The sequence below is a fragment of the Pseudomonas sp. Pme6b genome, assembly GCF_058129925.1.
Genome location: NZ_CM176704.1, coordinates 1,622,878 through 1,645,327, shown reverse-complemented (window position 1 = coordinate 1,645,327; position 22,450 = coordinate 1,622,878). Strand labels below are relative to the sequence as shown.

Below are 22,450 nucleotides of genomic sequence, written 5' to 3'. Positions count from 1 at the left end.
CAAGGCACAGGACGACACGGGTTCAGTTCGCTCGGGTTTGCCGCTGGCGGTACAACGGCAGGATCAGGTCGCGTGTCAGCGGAGCCAGATGCACATCCGCAAGACTGTCTGCGCCGACCCAGAGCACTTCTTCGATCTCGGCGGCGGGCAGAACCTGGGCATCAGTTCTGACCTCGTAAAGCTGACAACACACCTCAAAACCCGGCTCATTGGCAGCCGGTGCAACGAACTCGCCGAGAAACAGCGCCTGCTGCGGATCGATGATCAGCCCGAGTTCTTCTTCAAGCTCCCTGGCCAGCGCCCGCGGTGCCGGTTCGCCAGGTTCGATCTTGCCGCCCGGTTGCATGAATGCCTGAGTGCCGCGCTTGCGCACCAGCAGGGTCCGGCCGTCTGTGCCGATCAGCAGCGCCGCCGCGATGCGGATTATCTTCATGCAAAGATTTCCGTTTTCAGCAAACGTGCCTGATCAGCGCGCTCAAGGGCCAGCACGATCAGGCGATGGATCAGTTCGGCGTAGGTCAGACCGCTGGCCTGCCAGAGCTTGGGGTACATGCTGATGGAAGTGAAGCCAGGCAGCGTGTTGACCTCATTGATGATGATGTCACGCGTGTCGGTAACGAAGAAATCGACCCGCGAAAGCCCTGCGCAACCCAGCACCTTGTAAGCCTGCAACGCGACTTCACGCACCTGATCACTCAGATCGGCAGGAAACTCGGCGGGTATCGCGATGCGCGCCTGATCACCATTCAGGTACTTGGTGTCGTAGGCGTAGAACTCGTCGTTGGCAATCACTTCGCCACAGACACTGACCTGCGCATCGAAGTTACCCAGTACCGCGCACTCCACTTCCCGGCCGACGATGCCCTGCTCGATCAGCAGCTTGTGGTCAAATTCGAAACCCAATGCCAGCGCAGCCACGAAGCCAGCCTCGTCAGACACTTTGCTGACGCCCACCGACGAGCCTTGATTGGCCGGCTTGACGAACATCGGCAGGCCCAATTGCGTGGCTGCATCGGCGAACGACAGGGTTTCCGCACGGCTGAGCACCATGAACGGCGCGACAGCAATGCCTGCATCGCGCAGCAGACGCTTGGTCACGTCTTTGTCCATACACGCCGCCGAGGCGAGTACGTCAGCGCCGACAAACGGAACGGCCAGCATGCGCAGCACGCCTTGCAACGCACCGTCCTCACCAAACGCGCCGTGGATCAGCGGAAATACCACGTCAATGGCTGCCAGTGGCTTGCCTGTCTCGACCTCGACAAACTGGCCACCAGTGCTGCCAGGCAACAGCGACAACTGCTTGCCGGATGCGCTCAGTTTGATCCGCGCAGGATCATTGGCATTGAGCAGGTAGTCGCCCTCGTCGAAGCGCAACCAGCGGCCCAGCTTGTCGACGCCGATCAGGGTCAGCGTATAGCGTTCACGATCAATCGCATTGATCACGTTGCGTGCCGACTGCAACGAAACCTCATGCTCGCTGGATTGCCCACCGAAAACGATGGCGACTGACTTTTTCAAAGCGGTTACTCCTGTTTTTCAGGCCGCGAAGATAAAAGCAATGTTGGCTGTTAGTCCAGCAGATGATTGGCCATACGCCTGGAATTCAGGCAAAAAAAACCCGGTGGTGGGCAATCCATGCGAAATGCCCATCACCGGGAGGTCAGACAGCTCATTGAGCCGCTGCGGTTTCTTTCTTGCCGCCAGAGCCGAAGGTGGCGAAACGCTTGTTGAAACCCGCGATCCGGCCCTCGTTGGTGGTCTTGCGCTGCTGCCCGGTATACATCGGGTGCGAGGCGCTGGACACGTCTAGCGCGACATAAGGATAGGTGTTGCCGTCGGTGTGCTGCTGCGTACGGTCTGTGTCTACGGTCGAGCCGATCAGGAAGTAGACGTCGGCAGCGGTGTCGTGGAACAGCACAGTACGGTAAGCGGGATGGATGTCGGGTTTCATGGTTAGCTCTCCGGTGAGTTGACTGCAATCGTTATACAGTAACATAACAGAAGATGAGAATGATTGCTGTTGATTGCTATCATTGGCGAGCTTGATCGAACGCGCGCGTGCAGCAGCTGTCGTCCTGCAACCGCCAGAACCAGCGCGCCAGAGACATTCTGTAATAGCGTGCTTTTGCAATCGGGCCGAATTAACGGCACCCTGCCGCGCCGCCGAACGTCACTGGTCGCTGGCCTGGAACCTGAGCCTCTGTGGCCGATCTTTACTCATTAGCACTTTCAAGAGTCCACCGTTATGACTAACGGACGCGATCATCGAATCGACTTCTTTCGCGGCCTGGCGCTGATCTTCATATTCTGGGATCACGTGCCGGACAACCCGCTCGCGCAGTTGACCGTACGCAACTTCGGCTTCAGCGACGCAGCGGAAATCTTTGTCTTTCTTGCCGGTTACGCATCGATCATGGCCTATGGACGCATCGCCCGGCGCGACGGCATGCTGGTGGCTGGCGTGCGGATCCTGCGCCGCACCTGGGTGCTGTATGTGGTGCATATCTTTCTGCTGACCCTGCTGATGGGCATAGTCTTCGTCGCCAACAACCATGTCGAGACGCGCGACATGGTCCAGCAGATGGGCCTTGAATACTTCGTCGGCAACCCGCAACAGGCATTGGCCGATGAACTGTTGCTGCGTTTCAAGCCCAACCTGACCGACCCGTTGCCGCTGTATATCGTGCTGTTGCTGACCTTGCCGCTGACCTTGCCATTGATGCTGCGCAAACTGGAACTGGCGGTCGGCCTGTCGATTGCCCTGTACCTGATGGTGCCGTTGCTCGGCTGGAACCTGCGTGCCTATGAAGGCGGTGGCGTGTGGTATTTCAATCCGGTGGCCTGGCAGTTGCTGTTCATTCTCGGCGGTGCCTGTGCATTGCGCAGCGAAACAGCCACACCCGCCGTACACTCTCCGTTGCGCCAACAACCGCTGTTCCTGATGGCCGCCGTCTACGTGTTGATCGCCGGGATGCTGACCTTCAGCGAAAAATGGCCCGGCCTGCACAGCGCACTGGTCTCGACCCTGCACCTCGACGCCTTGTACCCAATCAGCAAAACCGACCTGGCACCCGCGCGCCTGCTGCACTTCCTTGCACTGGTCTACGTCGTCGCCCGACTGCTGCCGACCTCAAGCACCTGGCTCGAAAACTGGCCCGCCCGCCAGACCTGCCGCATGGGCCGTTATTCGCTGGAAGTCTTCTGCCTGGGCGTATTGCTCGCGCCACTGGCAGACATGGCAAATGCACTGGCAGGTGATACATGGCCTATGCAGGTGACTACCGCGATTGTCGGGCTCGGCTTGATGATGCTGATGGCCAATGGGCTGGAGTTGAATAAGCGGCTGGGGAGATATAAGGCCGCCATAGCGGTGTAAAGGAAGGAGCATTGCAAATGCAAAGACTGGCAAAACGCATTTGCCAGTCTTCTTTACACATTTACTTACGGGGTACTTTTGATCAGTCTCTGATGACAGATATGTCCGACTTGCCCTTTATCAGGATGAGGTGTGTCAAGGCCAGTATTTAAAGCATAAGGATTATCCACCACCCAACTACCTTCAAAATATTGGGTGCGCCAAATATGTGTCCATCTGTCTTTCTCTGCAAAAACATCCGCATCGTTACCACCGACGCAGCGGCCAATATCTACCACTGTGCGGACTTTACCGGATGCGTCAGTCTTCACAAGGCCAGTGGGACGGGACTTATCGGACTTCGGCAGATCAATTGAGTATGACGCAATGCCCCCTTCCAGGGGCGTCCCTGTCGAATCAGTCATATCGATCTCCAGAACAACGTTGCTTATTCCTTGAGCAGATAACGGCCCCAGGGTAGACGCATCCGGAGGTATTCTTGACATACCATATGGCTGATCTCGCAGGCGAGCATAGGTGACCTTTGGAAATGAACCCAGTATCAGGCCACAGGTAGAACCTTGTACAAAAGTACTGGACTCGTTATGAGAAACCCGAACAATTACATCCTGCCCAAGAGTCAAAGAAGGGAGCACCATTTTCTGACCACTGGCGAGCATATTCCATTTAGCGCCATCGTGAATTTCCAACTGAGCAGATCCGGACAGATGCCCTTGAATCAAAACCTTTTGCCCGCGCAATGCTGTGAAGCCGTAATAGTGGCTGTCCGCTGCGCTTACCAATGAATCCTTGATAATATTAAATTTGTCAGGCAGCTCAGTAAATTTAGGTTCTACAGCCTATTCCGTTCTAACCTCGCCAGATCCCTCTAAAACTTCCGCCTCACTTGCCTGCTCATTTAAAATATTCCGCCCCACTTCGTGTGCTATCGCTTGCGGGTGTAAAGCGCATGCCAACAACGAAAATGCCAAAATCTTTGCTGCCTTGAGATTATTCATGTGACGCTCCTAATATTAATAAAACACCTAAAACAGGACGTAATAGAAATCCAACCTCAAGGTCAATAGCAAAACGAAAAATAAAGAAACTTCCTACAAAACAATTGCCACCCCAGCAACCTGGGAATATTCCTACACTCTTCTCAGCGCAAGTTTTCCCTGTTCGTGCCGTTAGTAAATTGACTACAGAAAATCAGGTGCACAATGAATATCGGCCCTAACTACATCTCCGCACAAGAATGGCAAACCCTGTTTGATAAAAAAAACGAGATAGCCTCGCCCCTTTTGAACAAGCTCCCTACAGAGCCAGAACAAAAAAAAACCGCGTGACCCGAACGCTGAATTCTATACAACCGAAGAGACACCTTGGTTTTCCAGCTACAAAAATTCGGCGGCAGGACGCGCTATTTTAGAGAACATGTCTGAAAAGGAAGCAAAAGATATCCGAGGCAGGTATCTGGAAAACTACATTAAGGATTTTGACCAAACCATATGCCGTATGTACGACAATTTCCACGATTTCAAGCAGCAGCTTTTTTACCTCAATACAGAGCTGTCAAAAAAGCATTTCGGCTTCACGCTGGGCTTTAATCAGGACATTCAGGTGACCGACCCGGACGAGGTTCTCACCCCGGCAGAGTTCACGTACCTGACCGAGAAGCTGAACGAACGTCAACAACTGAAAGAGGATCTGCGTGCGCACGCAAAAATTGTGATGACGCTACTCGACCATTACACGGAAAAATTCGGTAACCAGCACACCCTCAATCTGGAGAGTTACAGCAAAGTCATCGACTACGGACAGATCTTCAGCCGCAACCATATTGGCAATTTCATGGACACGATTATTTACCAGATCGAGCGCTATGCGCCGAAGCGTGAGGAAGAACCAAAACCTCTGGTTGATGTGCACGTTTGATGAATGCAAATACAGGCCGTTGATATTTCGCTCGGAATAACCAGTGACATGCAGTTGGTTCGTGACGCAGATCACACAAAGCCTGTGACCAGGAATTTTCCCACAGCTTTATCAGCCCAAGTATCCAGCCCATTCACCGATAACAAGAAAGATACAGTCATTCAGCAAGGAGCAGAAAATGTACATTAGCACTATTACTTCCGACTTTTTACTTCCTCCGTCGCGCCCCTTGACCCACCTCCAAACAAAACCCCTCCCACGATCGCCTGAGGATAAACCGGCACTGAGTAAAAAAGAAGAGTTTGCAAATGCTTTCTACACGCGTGAGGAAGAGCCGTGGCTGCAATTCACCTCCAACCATCCCGACGAGAAAGACCCGACTAAAAAAGTCATTCGCCCAATGACAAAAGAGCTTTATCTAGAGCACCTTAATGTGGATGCATTGCTCATGTCGGAATTACAATCCTGTTTCTACCAGGAGTTCAGAGCGGAGCTTATAGATTTGCGGCCCGACCTGACGGGTAAAAATTTCAGCTATACGATAGGCGATGATGCCGAGCTTAAAATAATAGACTTGGACGATAAGTTAGGCACCAATGAAATCAAGTATTTATCAGATGCCATCAACCAAAAAACCCACCTCAAGGATGCTGCGATCACGCATGCCAAAATCCTCATGACGCTGGCTGACCATGACACAGACACATTCAAAGGAACCTATAAACTTGACCTGCTAAATTTTCAAAACATCATTGATCTTGGAAAAATAGCACTCAGCAAAAAAGATGACCCTAGTGAAATCTGGATAAGTCAGATCAAAGAAAAAGCAGAAAAAGATTCGACACACTTGATCGATACAAGGGCCTGACGGTCAGAAAACGCTCTGTAGCGCCTACGGCAGACAGAGCGTTTTTTAAATCAGTTCCTTGACCAGTTGATCAGCCAGCGATTGCAAATCAGCCCCAAGTTGTACACATGAGGTTTATCCGCCAATTGTTCAGCGAGCCTATTATTAGCCCAATACTTTTTTGGCCCGTAGCGAGTACTCCAGGTTTCTCGCCCGTTTTCACTTAAGTGAGTGAAGTTATCAGCGAGCAAACCACCCTCGCAGCGTTTAAACGTTACCCGCTGCATTATTTTCCCCGAACTGTCCGAGGTGTATTGTCCGTTAGCCTGGTGATGTTTGATACTGAGCTCGAAATCAAATACACCGCCCTCCAGCGGAAAAGCCTTGCTGTCGGTAAACGTAACCTCGAGCATTGCCTCTGTGAGCGCTTGTGTCGCCAGAAAAGCGGGTTTGGTGAAACCATACGGAATCAACCCTGAAGCCCTCTTCGTGGTGCAAGTCATAACGCATATGAGGAAACGAGCCAAACACCACGCTGTAATCAGTGGTATCAAACCTGGCACCGTCAGTCGCGACAATACGTATATTGAGACTTGTGAACCAGGATTAAGCCCTTCGATTCTCTGCGCCGATGAATGACGCTTGGGCTGCCACCGGCCGCCATCAACCTGATACTCCAACCTCCATTTCTGGTCGTAATCCGAATCCGGCGTTGTAATCAGTACATTCTGGCCGCGCGCAGCGGTGAAATTATACTGATGAACTGCCGAGGTATTCTCCAGAATATGACTGATCTGATGAATCTTGTCCGACAGCACCACAGGATTCGAATGGCTTGGGTTTTGTACAGCCCGTTCCTGCAACATTGGTTGTTGACTGACGACAGGAGCTCCTTCTACTTGACCCATGGCGTGATAAGACATTGCCGAGAGCAATCCAGACACAAACGCACGACCTGCCTTGTTTTTCTTGTTTTTCATTTTGTTGATCTCGATAGGGATTAACTAATCAGGGCATCATTGCCACTGACAAAACCGGACGTAATCACCTGTTTAATTCGAGATCAAGCGTTGGAAACAATTATCGGAAACGTCCTACAAATAACCAATAATATTTTATAAGTCCAACGCCTGGATTTATAAAGAATGCTTTTCAGGCGCTTATCTATGACTGATATTTTTTCAGTCAAACCCTGTGCTTAGACGAAAAAGCATACAAGCCATGCCAGTCCAGGCATCGCCTCAGCCAATCTCGAAAACCACCACACAATTCCCCCCACATTCCCATCCAGCGTCTAAGCTTGGGTCAGGTGCGTTGAAAGGATGACCGGACAATCGACTATGGGCGTATTTCGGCATTCCGATAGCAAGCATGAAGCGCTGTCAGCTGACCGCCAGGATGACCCACGCGCGCCAAAGCGTCCGCGTCGCAAGCGATACGGGTGGTGGGTGTTTTGGGTGATTGTGGTGCTGGCCTGCATTGCGCTGGGTGTTGCAATAACGGTGGAGAGCCGCAGTTCAAGGCTGCAGGCGCGGGAGTTCAGCCGCTTTGCCGCGAGCCTGAGTTATTCGATGCAGCCTGGGCCGAGTCATGATGTGGTGTATCCAGGTGACGGGCCGTTCGACAGGCGCCTGGGCTATTCGTCGCTGGATGAGTTCCTGCAGCGTCTGCTCAAGCGCGATTATGTGATTACTCGCCAGACCCGTTTCTCACCAGAGCTGATGCGCTACGTTCAGCATGGCTTCTTCGTGCCTTACGAGGAAAAGACCCAGGCTGGCCTGTCGATCACTGATTGCCGAAACGAACCGTTGTATGAGTTCAGATACCCGCAGCAGTTTTATCCGACCTTTACCGCTATTCCGCCACTGCTGGTGAACAGCCTGCTGTTTATCGAAAACCGCGACTTGCTGGACCCGCAGCAACCCTTGGCCAACCCGGCAGTGGACTGGCCACGCTTCGTGAAGGCCGCGTGGTCGCAACTGGCGAAGATGTTCGCCCTCCCCGGCCAGTCGGCTGGCGGCAGTACGCTTGCCACTCAACTGGAAAAATATCGCCATTCACCCGACGGGCTGACGCTGTCGGGTTCAGAGAAGTTGCGGCAGATGATTTCCGCCAGCGTTCGCGCTTATCAACCGGGCACCGAGACCCTCGCGGTACGCCAGCGGGTGGTCCGTGATTATCTGAACAGTGTGCCGTTGTCCGCGGTGCCGGGGCACGGTGAAGTGCATGGGCTGGCCGAAGGGTTGCGGGTGTGGTTCGGTGCGGATTTTGCCAAAACCAATGACTTACTGGCCTCCAGCCCCACAGACAAACAGCGGCTGGCCGACAAGGCGCTCGCCCTGCGCGAAGTGCTGTCACTGGTCATTGCCCAGCGTCGTCCGTCGCACTATCTGGCCAAGGGCCGCCTAGAACTGGCGGACCTGACCGACAGCCATCTACGTCTGCTGGCCCAGGCCAATGTCATTGATCAACCGCTGGCCGATGCCGCGTTGGCAGCCCAGGTCACCTACCGCGACTGGGCGCAGCAGCCGACCATTCAGCCTATCGAAACCAATAAAGGCATCAGTGTCGCGCGCACTCGTTTGTCGAACCTGCTCAATCGCCCGCTTTACGACCTGGACCGTCTTGATCTGTCGGCCACCAGTACCCTGCATGGCGAATTGCAGCGCAGCGTCAGCCAGTACCTGCGTGACCTGGCCAACCCTGAGTTCGCTGCAAAAACCGGCTTGATGGGAGAGCGGCTGCTGACCCCGGCCAGTACCACCCAGGTACGCTATAGCTTCACGCTGTTCGAACGCGGCGTGGATGGCTCGCGGGTCAGGGTGCAGACCGACAGCACTGATCAGCCGTTCGACATCAACGAAGGCAGCAAGCTGGAACTGGGTTCGACCGCGAAGATGCGTGTGCTGACCACTTACCTGGAGATCATCGCCGAGCTGCACGGGCGGTATGGGAATCTGAGTACCGCGCAACTGCGCAAGGTGCCTGTCGAAGAACCTGACCGGCTGACTCGCTGGGCGGTGGATTACCTGCTGATTAGCAAGGACCGTGATCTGGCGAAAATGCTCTCGGCCGCGCTGGATCGCACCTATTCGGCCAGCCCGGCAGAGGCGTTCTTCACCGGTGGCGGCATGCACCGTTTCAATAACTTCAGGCGCGAAGACAACGAGCGGATTCCCACCCTGCGCGAGTCGCTGCGTGAGTCGATCAACCTGCCGTTCATTCGCCTGATGCGCGATGTGGTGCGCTACAGCACGTATCAGGCGCCCAACAACAGCGCCGAGTTGCTCAAGGATGACGACAACCCGCGCCGTCAGGAATACCTCGCGCAGTTTGCCGACCGCGAGGGCACGGTGTTCCTGCTGCGCTTCTGGAAACGCTACAAGGAAAAGACCACTCAGGAACGCCTCGATACTTTTCTGGACGGTATCCATCCCACGGCCATCCGCTTGGCTGCCGTGCATCGCTACTTGCTGCCTGGGGCTGATCAAGCGACGTTCAACGCGTTCATCCGTGCGCATCTGGATGAGCCGAAAGCAACCTCAAAGCTGACCGACAAGCGTCTTGCCGACTTGTACAAGGGCTATGGGCCGGGCACTTACGACTTGCCCGATCAAGGCTACATCGCCCGCGTCCACCCGCTGGAACTGTGGCTGGTGGGCTACCTGCTCAAACACCCTGAAGCACAATTCAAGGACGCGGTGGCCGCCAGTCGTTACGAGCGTCAGGAAGTCTACGGCTGGCTGTTCAAGAGTCGCCACAAAAGCGCTCGCGACAGCCGCGTACGGACCATGATGGAGGTCGAAGCGTTTCTGGATATCGAACAGCGCTGGCAGCGCGTGGGCTATCCGTTCGACCATCTGGTGCCATCGCTGGCAACGGCTATCGGCAGCTCGGGTGATCGCCCGGCGGCGCTGGCCGAGCTGATCGGCATTATCCAGAACGACGGCATCCGTTTGCCGCCCGTGCGTATCGACAGTCTGCATTTTGCCGCTGGTACACCTTACGACACCGAACTGACCATCAACCCGGAGCTGGGCCAGCGCGTGCTGCCAGCAGAAGTTGCCGCGGCAATGCGCGAAGCCTTGTCGCAGGTGGTGGATGGCGGCACCGCCAAGCGTGTGCAAGGCACCTTCAAGATGCAGGACGGCAGCGTGCTGGAGATGGGCGGCAAGACTGGCACGGGTGATAACAGGATCGAGAGCATCGGCGCAGGCGGACGCATTCTCAGTTCCAGGGCGATCAATCGCACGGCGACCTTTGTGTTTTATATCGGCGACAACCACTTTGGCGCATTGACCGCGTTCGTACCGGGACGCGCCGCCGAAGGCTTTCGCTTCACCTCGGCGTTGCCGGTGCAGGTACTCAAAGGTATGGCTCCGATCCTGACCCCGTACTTGGAGAACCACGGACAGGCGATGTGCAATGCCCCGCTTGCCGACCCGCCCAAGGGTGTTTGACCGGCAATGACCGCTCGTCTGCCAGCTCTGTGATTACAATAAGATATAGCTTAAGGTATATCTAACTTGTAACCAGAGATCAAAAACATGCGTGAAGATAAACACCCTCCCCACCACCGTCCGCCGCATCCTCGTGAACCAGGTGAAGATCGCGACGGTTTTGAAAAACGCCCAGGCCGTGAACGCGGTGGACGTGGCCCTCGGGTTTTCGCCCCTGGCGATCTGAAATTACTGCTGTTGGCACTGATCGCCGAACAGCCCGCACACGGCTATGACCTGATCCGCAAGATCGAAGGTCTGTTCGAGGGTGCGTACTGCCCCAGCCCCGGCGTTATCTACCCCACCCTGACGTTTCTTGAAGAAAGCGAAATGGTGGTCGGCGATGCCCAGGCTGGCAAGAAGCTCTACACCATCACCGATGCGGGTCGCCAATCCCTGGAAGATCAGGCCGTGGCGCTGGAAGGTGTGCGCATGCGCATCGATGTCAGCAAGCGCTCACTGCGCGGCCACGATCGTCCGCCGGAAATCCACGAAGCGGTGCACAACCTGCGCCACGCACTGCAGATGCACCACGGTCGCTGGACCCCGGAAGAAATTCTGCGGGTCAGCGAGTTGCTCAACAGCACGGCCAAGGCTGTCGTCGATGGGCCTCAACCTACCTCGGAGGAGTCGGCATGAATTCGCCCCAGTCAATCCATCGCGTCATGCATGAAATCAAGCGTCGCAAACTAAAAGTGTTGCGAGTCACAGAGCTGACGCCGCTGATGCGCCGCATTACCTTGCAGGGCCCGGAACTGGCAGGCTTCATCAGTCTAGGCACAGACGACCACGTTAAACTGTTTTTCCCGCAGACAGCGCAAGAACAGGCTGCCCTGGAAGACCTGGCCGCTACCAGCGACAAGGACGCACCACGTCCACCGATGCGCGATTACACCCCGCGTCGCTATGACGAAAGCAGCGGTGAGCTGGATATCGACTTCGTTCTGCACGGCGAAGGCCCGGCTGCCACCTGGGCGGCTCAGGCTGAACCGGGGCAATTTCTGCACATCGCAGGGCCAAAGGGTTCAATGGTAGTGCCGGACATGTTCGACAGCTACCTGCTGATCGGCGATGAAACGGCGATTCCCGCCATCGCTCGACGCCTGGAGTCGCTGCCCGCCAACCGTGCTGCGCTGGTGGTGGTCGAAGTGGCCAACCCGCAGGAACAGCAGGTGTTCGACAGCGCCGCACAGGTCGACGTGATCTGGATCGTACGCGGCGAGCAGAGCCTGGTGGATGTCACGCGTCGCCTGGAGATGCCCGAGGGCAAGCTGTACGCGTGGGTCGCGACCGAATCCGCGCTGTCACGCAAGCTGCGCCGTGTGCTGCTCGATGAGTTCGGCCTGCAAGAGGATTTCGTCAAGGCCGCTGGCTACTGGAAGCTGGACGGCACTGAAGAATAGGCAAGCCTGGGCGACTCACATCGTGCGACGAGCCGCCCATCTGTCGACCCCAAGCAGCAACAGTGCAACCAGCAAGAACCCGAGCAGCACGCCCAGCGCGTTGATGAATGCCTTTGGAAAACCGATCGTGCCGACATCGATGAATGGATACAGGTAGTCACCAAGCATGTGGCCACGCAGCAGGACGTAGGCGAAGTAGATGATCGGATAGATCGCCCACAGCGGTACATGGCGCAAGCGCAACGCGCCTTTGGGCACGTACAGCCACCAGTACAGTACGAACGCCAGCGGCATTATGTCGTGCAGCAACTCATCGGCCACCCACTGCCAGCCTTGCGGGTGCCACAGATGGCGCAACAGAATGTTGTAAGCGATGCCCACCAGCGCAATGCTCACCGCAATGCCGCCGCATACCACCGGGTGCCGGAAAAAACGGTGGCCTGCCGACTGCCGCGCCGTCAGGGCACAACTCAGCGCGACAGCTGCCAGGGTGTTGGTCAGTACGGTAAAGAAACTTAAAAACCGCACCAGCCCGCCCAGCAGACTGGCGTGATCGGCATAACGGCCAATGAAGATCAGGTACAGCTGGATGACCAGCCCCGACCAGCCGAGGCAGGCTGCAACAAGGGTGTAATAGCGCTGTCCCTGCGCAGTTGAGTGTTCGCGGTGCATCAATCGTTATCCTTGAGTTCCAGCGTCCATGCCGGGCTTTTCTGGCGGGCCTGTTACCAGCCTTTGCCGCGATGCAACTTCACATACAACGCTTCAACCTTTTCACGCGCCCAGGGCGTCTTGCGCAGAAAAGTCAGACTGGATTTGATGCTCGGATCGCTTTTGAAACAGCGAATGTCGATGCGCTCGGCCATGCCGGACCATTCGTAATGTTCGACCAGAGCCCTGAGAATCTGCTCCAGCGTGACGCCGTGCAGCGGATCGGAATTGGGTGTTGTCATGATGAGCCTTGAAGCTGATGAAGAGGGATAGCAGCCTGAACAGCTTCCTGGAGCGCGCAGGTCTTCCCGAAAAGTCTGCCATTGTAAGCGCCGCGCTTTCATAAAACACAGTCGACTTGAGCCACTGTTGCCGACCTTGCAATGATCCATGTCAGGTTTATCGCTTTTAGAAAAATCGTTAGCGTCCTATCATTGCGCGTTTAAGGACTTCAGGTTTTCTTTCTGAAGAGGCTCCGCTGAATAAACACCTATGCACGAATTCGGGCGGCAATGGTCTACGAATCAATGACCGGGCCGCGCTGAATGGCCAACCGTGTTCTGTGTGATGTTGAATTCGACCGTCGGTGATTCGTTTCAATAAACAGCCTCAAGGAATGCTGCCAGGGTCGGCGGCGTACATGAAAACAAGATATCAACTACTTATTTCTCGCGGAGATTCGCATTATGAGCACTGACAGTGCTTCAAATAGAAATCGCCTGTTGCCGACCCTGCTCGGGCTGGTGATCCTGTTGATGGGGCTGGCCTTGCTGGTCGGTGGTGCCCGACTGCTGCAACTGGATGGCTCGTTGTATTACCTGTTGGCCGGTATCGGCTTCGCCGTGACCGGCGTGTTGCTGATCACTGGTCGCGCGGCTGCGCTGGGCCTTTATGCACTGCTGCTGTTCGCGAGCACTGTATGGTCGTTGTGGGAAGTCGGTCTCGACTGGTGGCAATTGGTACCACGCCTGGCGCTGTGGTTCGCACTGGGCATCGTCCTGCTGCTGCCGTGGTTCCGCAAGCCACTGCTGCGCAATGGCCCGGCGCGCCTGGGCACTGGCGCACTGAGCGTTGCTGTCGTGCTGGCCGGTCTGACCGCGCTGGCGAGCCAGTTCACCAACCCTGGCCGTATCGAAGGCCAGTTGGACCGCGAAACTGCCGGCACCACCAACACCGCTCCGGCCATGCCTGACGGCGACTGGCAGTCCTACGGCCGTACCGCATTCGGTGACCGCTACTCGCCTCTGGCGCAGATCACCCCGGAAAACGTCAACAAACTGGAACCGGCCTGGACCTTCCGCACTGGCGACATCCCTGGGCCGAACGACCCGGGTGAAACCACTGCCGAGAACACACCGCTCAAGGTGAACGGCATGCTCTACGTGTGCACGCCGCACAGCCAGGTGATCGCACTTGATCCGGATTCGGGTAAGGAAATCTGGCGCTTTGACCCGAAACTCAGCACCCAGAATGCGAAAAACTTCAAAGGCTGGGCGCACATGACCTGCCGTGGCGTCACTTATCATGACGACGCAGCCTATGCAGCCAGTGCCCCGGCACAAAGCCCGGCAGCACCGGCCGCAGCCAGCGCCACTTCAAATGCATGCCCACGCAGAATCTTCCTGCCGACTGCCGACACCCGTCTGATCGCGCTGAACGCCGATACCGGCAAAATGTGTGAGGACTTCGGCAACAAGGGTTCGGTTGACCTGACTGCCAACATGGGTACGTTTGCTCCGGGCGGCTATTACTCCACGTCGCCACCGGCAGTGACCAAAGACCTGGTGATCATCGGCGGCCACGTTACCGATAACGTCTCTATGGACGAACCGTCCGGCGTGATCCGTGCCTACGACGTGCACACTGGCCGTCTGGTCTGGAACTGGGACAGCGGCAACCCGGAAGAGACTGCGCCGATTGCCGAAGGCAAGATCTACACGCGCAACTCGCCGAACATGTGGTCCATGTTCAGCGTCGATGAAAAGCTCGGCATGATCTACCTGCCGATGGGTAACCAGACGCCTGACCAATGGGGCGGCGATCGTACGCCGGATTCCGAGAAATACAGCGCGGGCCTGGTTGCACTGGACATCGCGACGGGTCGCGTACGTTGGAATTACCAATTCACCCACCATGACCTGTGGGACATGGACGTGGGTGGTCAACCGACCCTGCTGGACATGAAAACGGCTGATGGCGTGAAGCCGGCGGTATTGGCATCGACCAAGCAGGGCAGCATCTACGTGCTGGACCGCAGCACCGGTCAGCCCATTGTGCCGATCAACGAAATACCGGTTCCGCAAGGCGCTGTTGCAGGCGATCACACCTCGCCGACCCAGCCCAAGTCCGACCTGAACTTCATGCCGCCGCCGCTTAAAGAGCGCGACATGTGGGGCGTGACGCCATTTGACCAGATGATGTGCCGAATCGACTTCAAGTCGCTGCGCTACGACGGCCCGTTCACGCCGCCATCGCTGCAGGGTTCGATTGTTTATCCAGGTAACTTCGGTGTGTTCGACTGGGGCGGTATTTCCGTCGACCCGGTTCGTCAGATTGCCTTCGTCAACCCGAGCTACATGGCGTTCCGTTCAAAGCTGGTGCCTGCTGCCGAAGTCGAAGGCGGCCCTGGCCGCAAGAGCGAAACCGAAGGCGTGCAGCCGAACAAGGGCGCACCTTATGGCGTGATCCTGGAAGCACTGCTGTCGCCAATGGGCCTGCCGTGCCAGGCACCGGCGTGGGGTTACGTGGCGGCGGTCGATCTGACCACCCACAAAACCATCTGGATGCACAAAAACGGTACCGTGCGTGACAGTTCGCCAATCCCGATCCCGCTGACCATGGGCGTTCCAAGCCTGGGTGGCCCGATCACAACGGCGAGCGGTCTGGCCTTCCTGAGCGGTACGCTTGACCAATACCTGCGCGCCTACGATGTACGTAACGGCAAACAGCTGTGGGAAGGTCGCCTGCCAGCAGGCGCCCAAACCACACCGATGACCTACACCCGCAAGGACGGTCAGCAATACGTGCTGGTCGTGGCGGGCGGTCACGGTTCATTGGGCACCAAACAGGGTGACTACGTGATGGCATTCAAACTGCCGAAGTGATGCATTAGTGCGGTAAATGGAAAGCGGCTATCGAGAGGTAGCCGCTTTTTTTGTTGCTACTGAAACCTTGTCTCGGCTGCATTTGCTACCGGACAAGGCTGTAGATCTATGACGCGGAGCGTCACGAAATGCATGCCAACGCAGAGCATTGGCACGATGGTGCTCTGACGATTATCGTTCCGCACGCTCCAGCGTGGGAATGCCGTTCTGGACGCTCTGCGTCCGCTTTTGAATGCGTGCCTAACGCGCTTTGGCGCTGCTTTTGCCACTGGCGCGCAGGATATCGTTCCAGCGGCGGACCAGGTAGTTGTGTTCGTTCATGACCGAGTTCCACACTGCAATGTGGCCCATGCGTTCCTCGTAGGAACCGCCGTCGCGGATCTCTCCGGCGTCGATCAGTGGCAGGCCGTCGCTGCCGAGCAGTTGCTCGCGGGCGGGCAGACCGGCGTACCAGTAATCCCATTCTGCGGCACTCAGATGATCACGACTGCGCGCCGGATTGCCGATGTAATACCCCTGCCGCGCCATCACTGCGCCCGGCCAGCCGGACAGCCACCAGTTCAGGTAGGCGTAGGCTGCATCCAGCACCGGGCCTTTGGCGTGGCGCGATAAAGACAGCCCGCCGAACCAGCCGCGATAACCCTCTTTGGGCACTGCCACGCGGTACTTCACACCCGCGCGGTGCAACCTGACCAGGGTCGGTGACCAGAGGCTCTGAATGTCGATGGTCGGGCTGAGCATCAGTTCGGCGGCTTCTTCGTCGTCTGACCAGAACGCGCCAAAATGCCCTTGCTGCTGTTTACGCACCAGCACGTGGGCCAGCACGTCGATTTCTTCGATGCTCATGTTGCCGATGTCCTTGAACGCCGCCAGCCCCGCGCCCTGCACGGCCAGTGCGGCATCCAGTGCGCCGATAGCAGCGTCGCTCTGCAAGGCGATGCGCCCACCCCACACAGGGTCGAGCAACCAGCCCCAACTTTCGTCAGCAGGACTCAGCCCATCCGGCAAACGCTCGGGGCGATAGGCGAAACTGTCGGCGTTGTGAGTCAGCGGCAACATACTGATGCGCTCAGTCACCGCACTGCCCAAGCTGCCATCGTGCTGCACGAACAGACGTTCGCTGGGCACACTGCCGCTGCCCGGTTGATCGGTGGGTCTTAGTCGGCCCTGTTTGGGCAGGTCGTTGATTTCGTGCCAAAGCGCGATGCGCCGCGTATCGATGGGTTGAATGGCCCGCGCAGGCCAGACGAAATCAACGTTATGAAACCACTGATCGTAAAGGTCGTAGCTGTCGGGCTGCATGACCGCGATGCGTTGCGCGGTCTGCACGTCATGGATCTGATAGATCAGCTTGATGCCCAGTTCCTGCTCGGCCCGCTCACGCAAGGACTCCAGCAAGGTCACGGACGTACCCAGCACACGCAAGGTAATGGTCATGCCGCAGACTCGCTGAGTGATGGCGCGAAGCTGCCGGAAAACACTTCGAATGAACGACGCAGCAACTCGGGATCAAGACCGCGCAGGATGAACACCAGCCGGGAAGTACGATCCTCTCCTGGCCAGGCTACAAGATGCACCGGCGCATGCAGGCAATGCTGCACACCATGAATCACGATGGGAGCCTGGTTGTCGTTCACGTTGAGCAGTCCTTTGACACGGAGGATTCGGTCACCGTGGCATCTTAACAGCATCGACAGCCACACCCCGAAACCGACCCAGTCCAGAGGCCGCTCGAACGTCAGGCAACAGACCTGCGCATCACCATGCCGCGCGGAAGTCGACAGCACCCGATGCAGTTGCCAATGCGTCACTTCAGCGGCCGGTTCGTCGCTGCGCATGCCCTCGCCCAGCAACAGTTGATCGCCACTGTGGATCTGCGCAGTATCCCGCAGCGGTGCAGAGAAATTCAGCGCTTGCAGGTGCTGACGAAGCGCATCCAGTGCGGGCTGATCGACCAGATCGGTCTTGCTCAACAACAGCCGGTCCGCCGCCGCGATCTGAGCCAGCCACTCCGGATGCAGACGCTCTTGCAGTGTTGCGTGGCAGGCGTCCACCAACGTGACGATCAGGCCGATATGAAAACGCCCGCGCAGTTGCGGGTCATTGCTCAGCGTGGTGAGAATCGGTGCGGGATCCGCAAGGCCGGTGGTCTCCAGGATCACCCGGCGAAACGCTGGAATCTCGCCACGATTACGTCGCTCCAGAAGGCCGAGCAACGCATCTTTCAGCTCCCCCCTGACGGTGCAGCAGACACAACCGCTGGGCAGCAGAACGGTATCCGGAGCAACCTCTTCAACCAGCAGATGATCGATACCGACATCGCCGAATTCGTTGATCAACAGCGCAGTTTCGCCCATGTCTTCATCGGCCAGCAGGCGTTTGAGCAACGTGGTCTTGCCGCTGCCGGGAAAGCCGGTAATCACATTGAGAGCAAGGCTCATGATGACCTCTGCAGATGGTCGAGCAAACGGGAATCCAGCGGGTCGAGCGGGCGACCAATCAGTAACTCGGCTTTCTGCCAGAGCTGCTCCAGGCCGGTCGCCAGTTCCTGCTTGCCGGTGGCCCCCAGCAGAAGGTAGGAAACGCCCTGAAAGTCCTCGACCTTAAGGCGAAAAGGAGCCACCACCTTGTTGATCGCGGCGATACGCCGCAAACGCTCACGCCGCCAGGGCAGTTCGGCAGCCAGTGGGTCGCTCCAGTGCACATCTTCGCCCAACAGCCCGCACAATCCACACATCAGGTGTTCTCCAGCAGTTTGCTCATGGCATGACGTCGCCGGAATTGGGGCCTAGCGTCTGGCCGACGAACAGGTTGCCACCCGGCTCGCTGGCCAAGAGCACCGCCACCGGCGCAACTTCCTCGGCCAGACCGAAACGCCCCAGCGGCAACTCGGCAGCCTTGGCGGTTTTCCACGCGCTGCTGATCCCGGCGACCAGCGGTGTTTCGATAGGGCCGGGAGCGATGGCATTGACCAGCACGTTGTCCTTGGCGACTTCCAGCGCAAGGGATTTGCTGAAACCGATCACCCCGGCCTTGGCAGCAGCGTAATGGGTCAACTCGGCACCGCCTTTGATGCCCAGTTGCGAGGCAACATTGATGATGCGTCCCCAACGCTGGGCAATCATGTGCGGCAAGGCGCGCTGGCTGGCCACAAATACGCTGGTCAGGTCGACGCGCAGCATGTCATTCCACATCTGGATGCTCAGGTCGACGCAACGTGCCTGGGTCAGCATGCCGGCGTTATTGACCAGAATGTCGATGCCGCCAAAATGCTCGACACAGGCATCGACACTGGCCTGCGCCCCCTCGACGCTGCCGACGTCGGCCACGCATTCGTGCACCTGCGCGCCGAGCTGACGGCAGTGTTCGGCAACCTTGGCCAGAGTGACCGGATCACGATCGCCCAGCACCAGATGCGCACCTTCACTCGCGTAGGCAAGCGCGATGGCAGCACCAATGCCGCTGCCTGCACCGGTGATCACCGCACGTTTTTGTTTGAGCTGTTGCATGGGTCGGGTTCCTTGGTTGAATTTGCGCGATCTACCCCGGCCAGCGCACGGTCAGGCCGCCGTCGATCACGATGCTTTGCCCGGTCAGGTAACTGGCTTCGTCGCTGCACAGAAAACGTACCAGCGCAGCGACTTCGTCCGCTCGGCCTACTCTACCCAGCGGAATGGCCTTGGCCGCCTGCGCCAGACCCTCAGGGCCCAGCGAGTTCTTGCTGTCCAGCGACTGTGGCGTTTCGATCAAACCGGGAATCACCGCATTGCAGCGGATGCCCTTGGGCGCCAGTTCCACTGCCAGCGAGCGACACAGCCCTAGCACACCCGCCTTGGCGGCGGCGTAATGGGAATGGTCCTGCCAGCCGTAGACACCACCGGCAATCGATGAGATCGCCACCAGCGAACCGCCCTCGCCCATATGCCGGGCGGCGGCGCGGAAAGTACGCATCACCCCGGTCAGGTCCACGTCGAGCATTTCGTCCCAGCGTTCGTCGGTCATTTCCAGCAAGGGCGCACGACGCAACAGTCCGGCATTGGCCACTGCGTAATCGATTCGGCCATAGGCCTTGATCGCAGCCGCAGCCAGATCGTCGACCGACTCGGTGCTGGTCACGTCCAGCGGCAGCATCAGGCATTCGCCACCCGCCGCCTCCACCAGCCTGCGGGTTTCATTCGGATCATGCGGGTCAGCCGGATAGAATCCGCCTGCCACCGCCACACCGTGCCGGGCAAAAGCCACTGCCAGTGCCTGGCCGATGCCGCTGGCGGCACCGGTTACTACTGCAACTTTACGAATCATGTGTTGCTCCTCATTTCACGGTTTCAGGTCGCACATGCCTGGCCGCAAACATCAGTGCACCCGACAGGAAGCAAGGCAGCGCGCCGAAATACAACGCCGAGGTCTGCCAGTCTCCGCCTGCACTCAATACCGACGTGGCACCGAAGCCTGCGACCACAGCACCGAGCGGGCCCATGGCGTGGATGATTGCGCCGCCCGTTGCACGAATGCTGGTCGGGAAGCTTTCGCTGATGAAGAACAAGGCCGCCGAGTAAGGGCCGATCAGAAAGAACAGCCCAAGGCTGTACAAGCCAACGACCGTCACCATGTTGCTAGGCCCGTAGAGCATGCCGGCGAACGCCAGACCACCCAGCATCCAGCCAAGACCGATCACGTTACGACGACCGATTCGGTCGCCCATCCAGCCGTGACACAGGTAACCGCAATAACCCACCAGGTTGGACAGCACCAGAATGATCAGCGAGTTCTCGAACGAGATGTGGTGAACGCTGACGATCACCGTTGTGCCCAGCACACTGAACACCTGAATCGCCGCCCAGTTGAGCAGGATCGCAGCACCGATCACCAGCGTGGCGCGGCACGAAGAACCGCGGAAGGCCGCGCCGATACCGGCCTTGCTGTGCTCGTCGTAATCGACCCCGTAGGTTTGCGCCACAGCCTGTGCCTGGCTCACGTCGCCCTTCTTGCGCAACTGAGTAATACGTTGATGGATCTGAAACTGCGGGCTCTCTTTGAGCTTGCGCGCCAGGATCGCGATGACGATGGCCGGGATGGCCGCGAACACGAAGCAACCCTGCCAGCCAATGATCGGCAGCAGCACGGCGGTCAGCCCTGCTGCGATCAAAGCGCCGACCGGCCAGCCGCCCTGCACCAGGCTGTAGATGAAGCCACGGCGCTTGGCCAGACGCGGGTCGTCGGATGCCGCGTAGATTTCGCTCAGGTAGGTCGCGTTGACCGTTTCTTCGGCATAACCCAGACCGCCCAGCGCACGAATCAGGATCAGTGGCGACTTGCCCCATGATCCGCCGATGGCCGTGAGCGCCGAGCAGATCGCCGAACCGCTCACGGTGAAAATGATACCCACGCGCCGTCCCAGGCGATCTACCAGCGGACCGATGGCCAGTGCCACCACCGCTGTGCCGACCGCGACCCAGGTCGCAATTTCGGCCTGTTCGACCTCACTCCAGCTGAAGTGCCGACCGATTTCCGGTAACAGCGTGCCAAACAGAATGAAGTCATATACCGCAAACACCCACGCGAAAAACGCAATCCATGTGGCGAACCGTACTTGCTCCGGAGTCAATTGCTCAGGTTTCCAGCCGGTCAGGTCGAGCTTGTTGTAAATGGACATGAGTGACGCCTCGGACAGGGCAATGTATCAACGGGTACGGGGGTTACGACGCACGAAGTCGTCGGCAATCTCGTCGAAAGTGACGAACTTGACGCCTGCATGGCTTTGAATGTGCTCGATCAAGCGCTCCAGCATCAGCAGCACTTGCGGGCGACCAGACACGTCCGGGTGAATGGTCATGGTGAATACGGCGTGTTCATGCTCGCGATAGACCCAGTCGAACTGGTCGCGCCACATTTCTTCCAGGTGCCGAGGGTTGACGAAACCGTGGCTGTTGGGTGCCTTCTTGATGAACATCATTGGCGGCAGATCGTCCAGGTACCAGTTGGCCGGAATTTCCACCAGATCGGTTTCTTCGCCACGTACCAGCGGCTTCATCCAGGTATCCGGATGCTGGCTGTAATCGATTTTGGTCCACTTGTCGCCCACCCGAACGTAGTAAGGGTGGAAGTCGTTGTGCATCAGGCTGTGGTCGTACTTGATGCCTTTCTTGAGCAGCAGCTCGTTGGTGACGTTGCTGAACTCCCACCATGGCGCGACATAGCCGGTCGGGCGCTTGCCGGTCATTTGCGTGATCAGGTCGATGGACTTGTCGAGGACGATCTCTTCCTGCTCCGGGGTCATCGCAATCGGGTTTTCATGGCTGTAACCATGCACACCGATTTCATGCCCGGCATCCGCCACGGCTTTCATCTGCTCGGGGAAGGTCTCCATGGAGTGCCCCGGAATGAACCAGGTGGTGCGCAGACCGTAACGCTCGAACAGCTTGAGCAGACGCGGAGCGCCGACTTCACCGGCGAACAGGCCGCGGGAAATGTCGTCCGGCGAATCCTCGCCGCCATAGGAGCCCAGCCAGCCAGCAACGGCATCCACATCCACACCAAACGCACACAGAATTTCTTTGGCCATCGTTGTTCTCCCACGGGTTAATCAGATC

General features: G+C 57.6%; 20 protein-coding genes and 2 pseudogenes. 7 read left to right on the top strand and 15 right to left on the bottom strand.

Features of this window, described 5'->3' with window-relative positions; translation table 11 throughout:
* Positions 1-22: 22 nt before the first annotated feature.
* The 3 genes from AC4ANE_RS07465 to AC4ANE_RS07455 all read right to left on the bottom strand — a co-directional run bounded on the left by AC4ANE_RS07465 (position 23) and on the right by AC4ANE_RS07455 (position 1,954).
* On the bottom strand, positions 23-433 hold the full coding sequence (locus tag AC4ANE_RS07465) for an NUDIX hydrolase (protein ID WP_002554873.1): 411 nt from the start codon (positions 431-433) through the stop codon (positions 23-25).
* A complete protein-coding gene (gene ddlA / locus AC4ANE_RS07460) occupies positions 430-1,521 on the bottom strand; it encodes a D-alanine--D-alanine ligase (protein WP_002554874.1) in 1,092 nt (363 codons plus the stop codon). The genes AC4ANE_RS07465 and ddlA overlap by 4 nt, the downstream gene beginning before the upstream one ends.
* Positions 1,522-1,672: 151 nt before the next feature.
* Positions 1,673-1,954 (bottom strand): type B 50S ribosomal protein L31, encoded by a 282-nt coding sequence (locus tag AC4ANE_RS07455; protein WP_002554875.1) that lies wholly within the window; start codon positions 1,952-1,954, stop codon positions 1,673-1,675.
* A gap of 294 nt (positions 1,955-2,248) precedes the next feature.
* Here AC4ANE_RS07455 and AC4ANE_RS07450 point away from each other — a divergent pair, with 294 nt between their 5' ends.
* Entirely contained in the window at positions 2,249-3,379 is a 1,131-nt protein-coding gene (locus AC4ANE_RS07450; protein ID WP_002554876.1) for an OpgC domain-containing protein, read from the top strand.
* Positions 3,380-3,444: 65 nt separating this feature from the next.
* Here AC4ANE_RS07450 and AC4ANE_RS07445 read toward each other — a convergent pair whose 3' ends face one another.
* Both AC4ANE_RS07445 and AC4ANE_RS07440 read right to left on the bottom strand, forming a co-directional pair.
* Positions 3,445-4,161 carry a hypothetical protein gene (locus tag AC4ANE_RS07445; protein WP_223216151.1) on the bottom strand — a complete coding sequence of 239 codons (717 nt, stop codon included), beginning with the start codon at positions 4,159-4,161 and terminating at the stop codon, positions 3,445-3,447.
* A 57-nt stretch (positions 4,162-4,218) separates the two neighbouring features.
* Positions 4,219-4,377 (bottom strand): hypothetical protein, encoded by a 159-nt coding sequence (locus AC4ANE_RS07440; protein WP_223216150.1) that lies wholly within the window; start codon positions 4,375-4,377, stop codon positions 4,219-4,221.
* Positions 4,378-4,581: 204 nt separating this feature from the next.
* Between AC4ANE_RS07440 and AC4ANE_RS07435 the strand changes: the two are divergent.
* Together AC4ANE_RS07435 and AC4ANE_RS07430 are read left to right on the top strand one after the other, a co-directional pair.
* A pseudogene (locus AC4ANE_RS07435) lies at positions 4,582-5,296 on the top strand (hypothetical protein).
* Between the two features lie 178 nt (positions 5,297-5,474).
* Positions 5,475-6,164 (top strand): hypothetical protein, encoded by a 690-nt coding sequence (locus tag AC4ANE_RS07430; RefSeq protein ID WP_002554878.1) that lies wholly within the window; start codon positions 5,475-5,477, stop codon positions 6,162-6,164.
* A 50-nt stretch (positions 6,165-6,214) separates the two neighbouring features.
* On the opposite strand, the pseudogene AC4ANE_RS07425 reads toward AC4ANE_RS07430, so the two are convergent.
* A pseudogene (locus AC4ANE_RS07425) lies at positions 6,215-7,123 on the bottom strand (hypothetical protein).
* A gap of 360 nt (positions 7,124-7,483) precedes the next feature.
* Between AC4ANE_RS07425 and AC4ANE_RS07420 the strand changes: the two are divergent.
* The 3 genes from AC4ANE_RS07420 (at position 7,484) to AC4ANE_RS07410 (ending at position 12,045) form a co-directional block, all read left to right on the top strand.
* A complete protein-coding gene (locus AC4ANE_RS07420; protein ID WP_460408984.1) occupies positions 7,484-10,603 on the top strand; it encodes a transglycosylase domain-containing protein in 3,120 nt (1,039 codons plus the stop codon).
* An 87-nt stretch (positions 10,604-10,690) separates the two neighbouring features.
* Positions 10,691-11,281, top strand: coding sequence for a PadR family transcriptional regulator (locus AC4ANE_RS07415; RefSeq protein WP_002554881.1), 591 nt, complete (start codon positions 10,691-10,693; stop codon positions 11,279-11,281).
* A complete protein-coding gene (locus AC4ANE_RS07410; RefSeq protein WP_002554882.1) occupies positions 11,278-12,045 on the top strand; it encodes a siderophore-interacting protein in 768 nt (255 codons plus the stop codon). The genes AC4ANE_RS07415 and AC4ANE_RS07410 overlap by 4 nt, the downstream gene beginning before the upstream one ends.
* A 15-nt stretch (positions 12,046-12,060) precedes the next feature.
* Here the strand turns inward: AC4ANE_RS07410 and AC4ANE_RS07405 are convergent, their stop codons facing one another.
* Together AC4ANE_RS07405 and AC4ANE_RS07400 are read right to left on the bottom strand one after the other, a co-directional pair.
* Positions 12,061-12,717, bottom strand: a complete 657-nt coding sequence (locus AC4ANE_RS07405; RefSeq protein ID WP_002554883.1) for a Pr6Pr family membrane protein — start codon at positions 12,715-12,717, stop codon at positions 12,061-12,063.
* Positions 12,718-12,770: 53 nt separating this feature from the next.
* Positions 12,771-12,998: a VF530 family protein gene (locus tag AC4ANE_RS07400; protein WP_002554884.1), complete on the bottom strand. Its 228-nt coding sequence runs from the start codon at positions 12,996-12,998 to the stop codon at positions 12,771-12,773.
* A gap of 444 nt (positions 12,999-13,442) precedes the next feature.
* Between AC4ANE_RS07400 and AC4ANE_RS07395 the strand changes: the two genes are divergently transcribed.
* Positions 13,443-15,860, top strand: a complete 2,418-nt coding sequence (locus tag AC4ANE_RS07395) for a glucose/quinate/shikimate family membrane-bound PQQ-dependent dehydrogenase (RefSeq protein WP_031594848.1) — start codon at positions 13,443-13,445, stop codon at positions 15,858-15,860.
* Positions 15,861-16,100: 240 nt separating this feature from the next.
* On the opposite strand, the gene AC4ANE_RS07390 is transcribed toward AC4ANE_RS07395, so the two are convergent.
* From AC4ANE_RS07390 to AC4ANE_RS07360, 7 genes are read right to left on the bottom strand one after another with little or no spacing between them, the layout of a single operon-like run.
* Positions 16,101-17,297 carry an ABC transporter substrate-binding protein gene (locus tag AC4ANE_RS07390; RefSeq protein WP_031594847.1) on the bottom strand — a complete coding sequence of 399 codons (1,197 nt, stop codon included), beginning with the start codon at positions 17,295-17,297 and terminating at the stop codon, positions 16,101-16,103.
* Positions 17,294-18,301, bottom strand: a complete 1,008-nt coding sequence (locus AC4ANE_RS07385) for a CobW family GTP-binding protein (RefSeq protein ID WP_460408769.1) — start codon at positions 18,299-18,301, stop codon at positions 17,294-17,296. The genes AC4ANE_RS07390 and AC4ANE_RS07385 overlap by 4 nt, the downstream gene beginning before the upstream one ends.
* Complete coding sequence (locus tag AC4ANE_RS07380; protein ID WP_002554888.1) at positions 18,298-18,597, bottom strand: hypothetical protein; 300 nt, start codon at positions 18,595-18,597, stop codon at positions 18,298-18,300. The genes AC4ANE_RS07385 and AC4ANE_RS07380 overlap by 4 nt, the downstream gene beginning before the upstream one ends.
* Positions 18,598-18,619: 22 nt before the next feature.
* Positions 18,620-19,369 carry an SDR family NAD(P)-dependent oxidoreductase gene (locus tag AC4ANE_RS07375; RefSeq protein WP_002554889.1) on the bottom strand — a complete coding sequence of 250 codons (750 nt, stop codon included), beginning with the start codon at positions 19,367-19,369 and terminating at the stop codon, positions 18,620-18,622.
* 31 nt (positions 19,370-19,400) lie between these two features.
* Positions 19,401-20,162: an SDR family NAD(P)-dependent oxidoreductase gene (locus tag AC4ANE_RS07370; RefSeq protein ID WP_002554890.1), complete on the bottom strand. Its 762-nt coding sequence runs from the start codon at positions 20,160-20,162 to the stop codon at positions 19,401-19,403.
* Between the two features lie 10 nt (positions 20,163-20,172).
* Positions 20,173-21,513 carry an MFS transporter gene (locus tag AC4ANE_RS07365; protein WP_002554891.1) on the bottom strand — a complete coding sequence of 447 codons (1,341 nt, stop codon included), beginning with the start codon at positions 21,511-21,513 and terminating at the stop codon, positions 20,173-20,175.
* Positions 21,514-21,540: 27 nt separating this feature from the next.
* Positions 21,541-22,422 carry a polysaccharide deacetylase family protein gene (locus tag AC4ANE_RS07360; RefSeq protein WP_002554892.1) on the bottom strand — a complete coding sequence of 294 codons (882 nt, stop codon included), beginning with the start codon at positions 22,420-22,422 and terminating at the stop codon, positions 21,541-21,543.
* Positions 22,423-22,450: the final 28 nt, after the last annotated feature.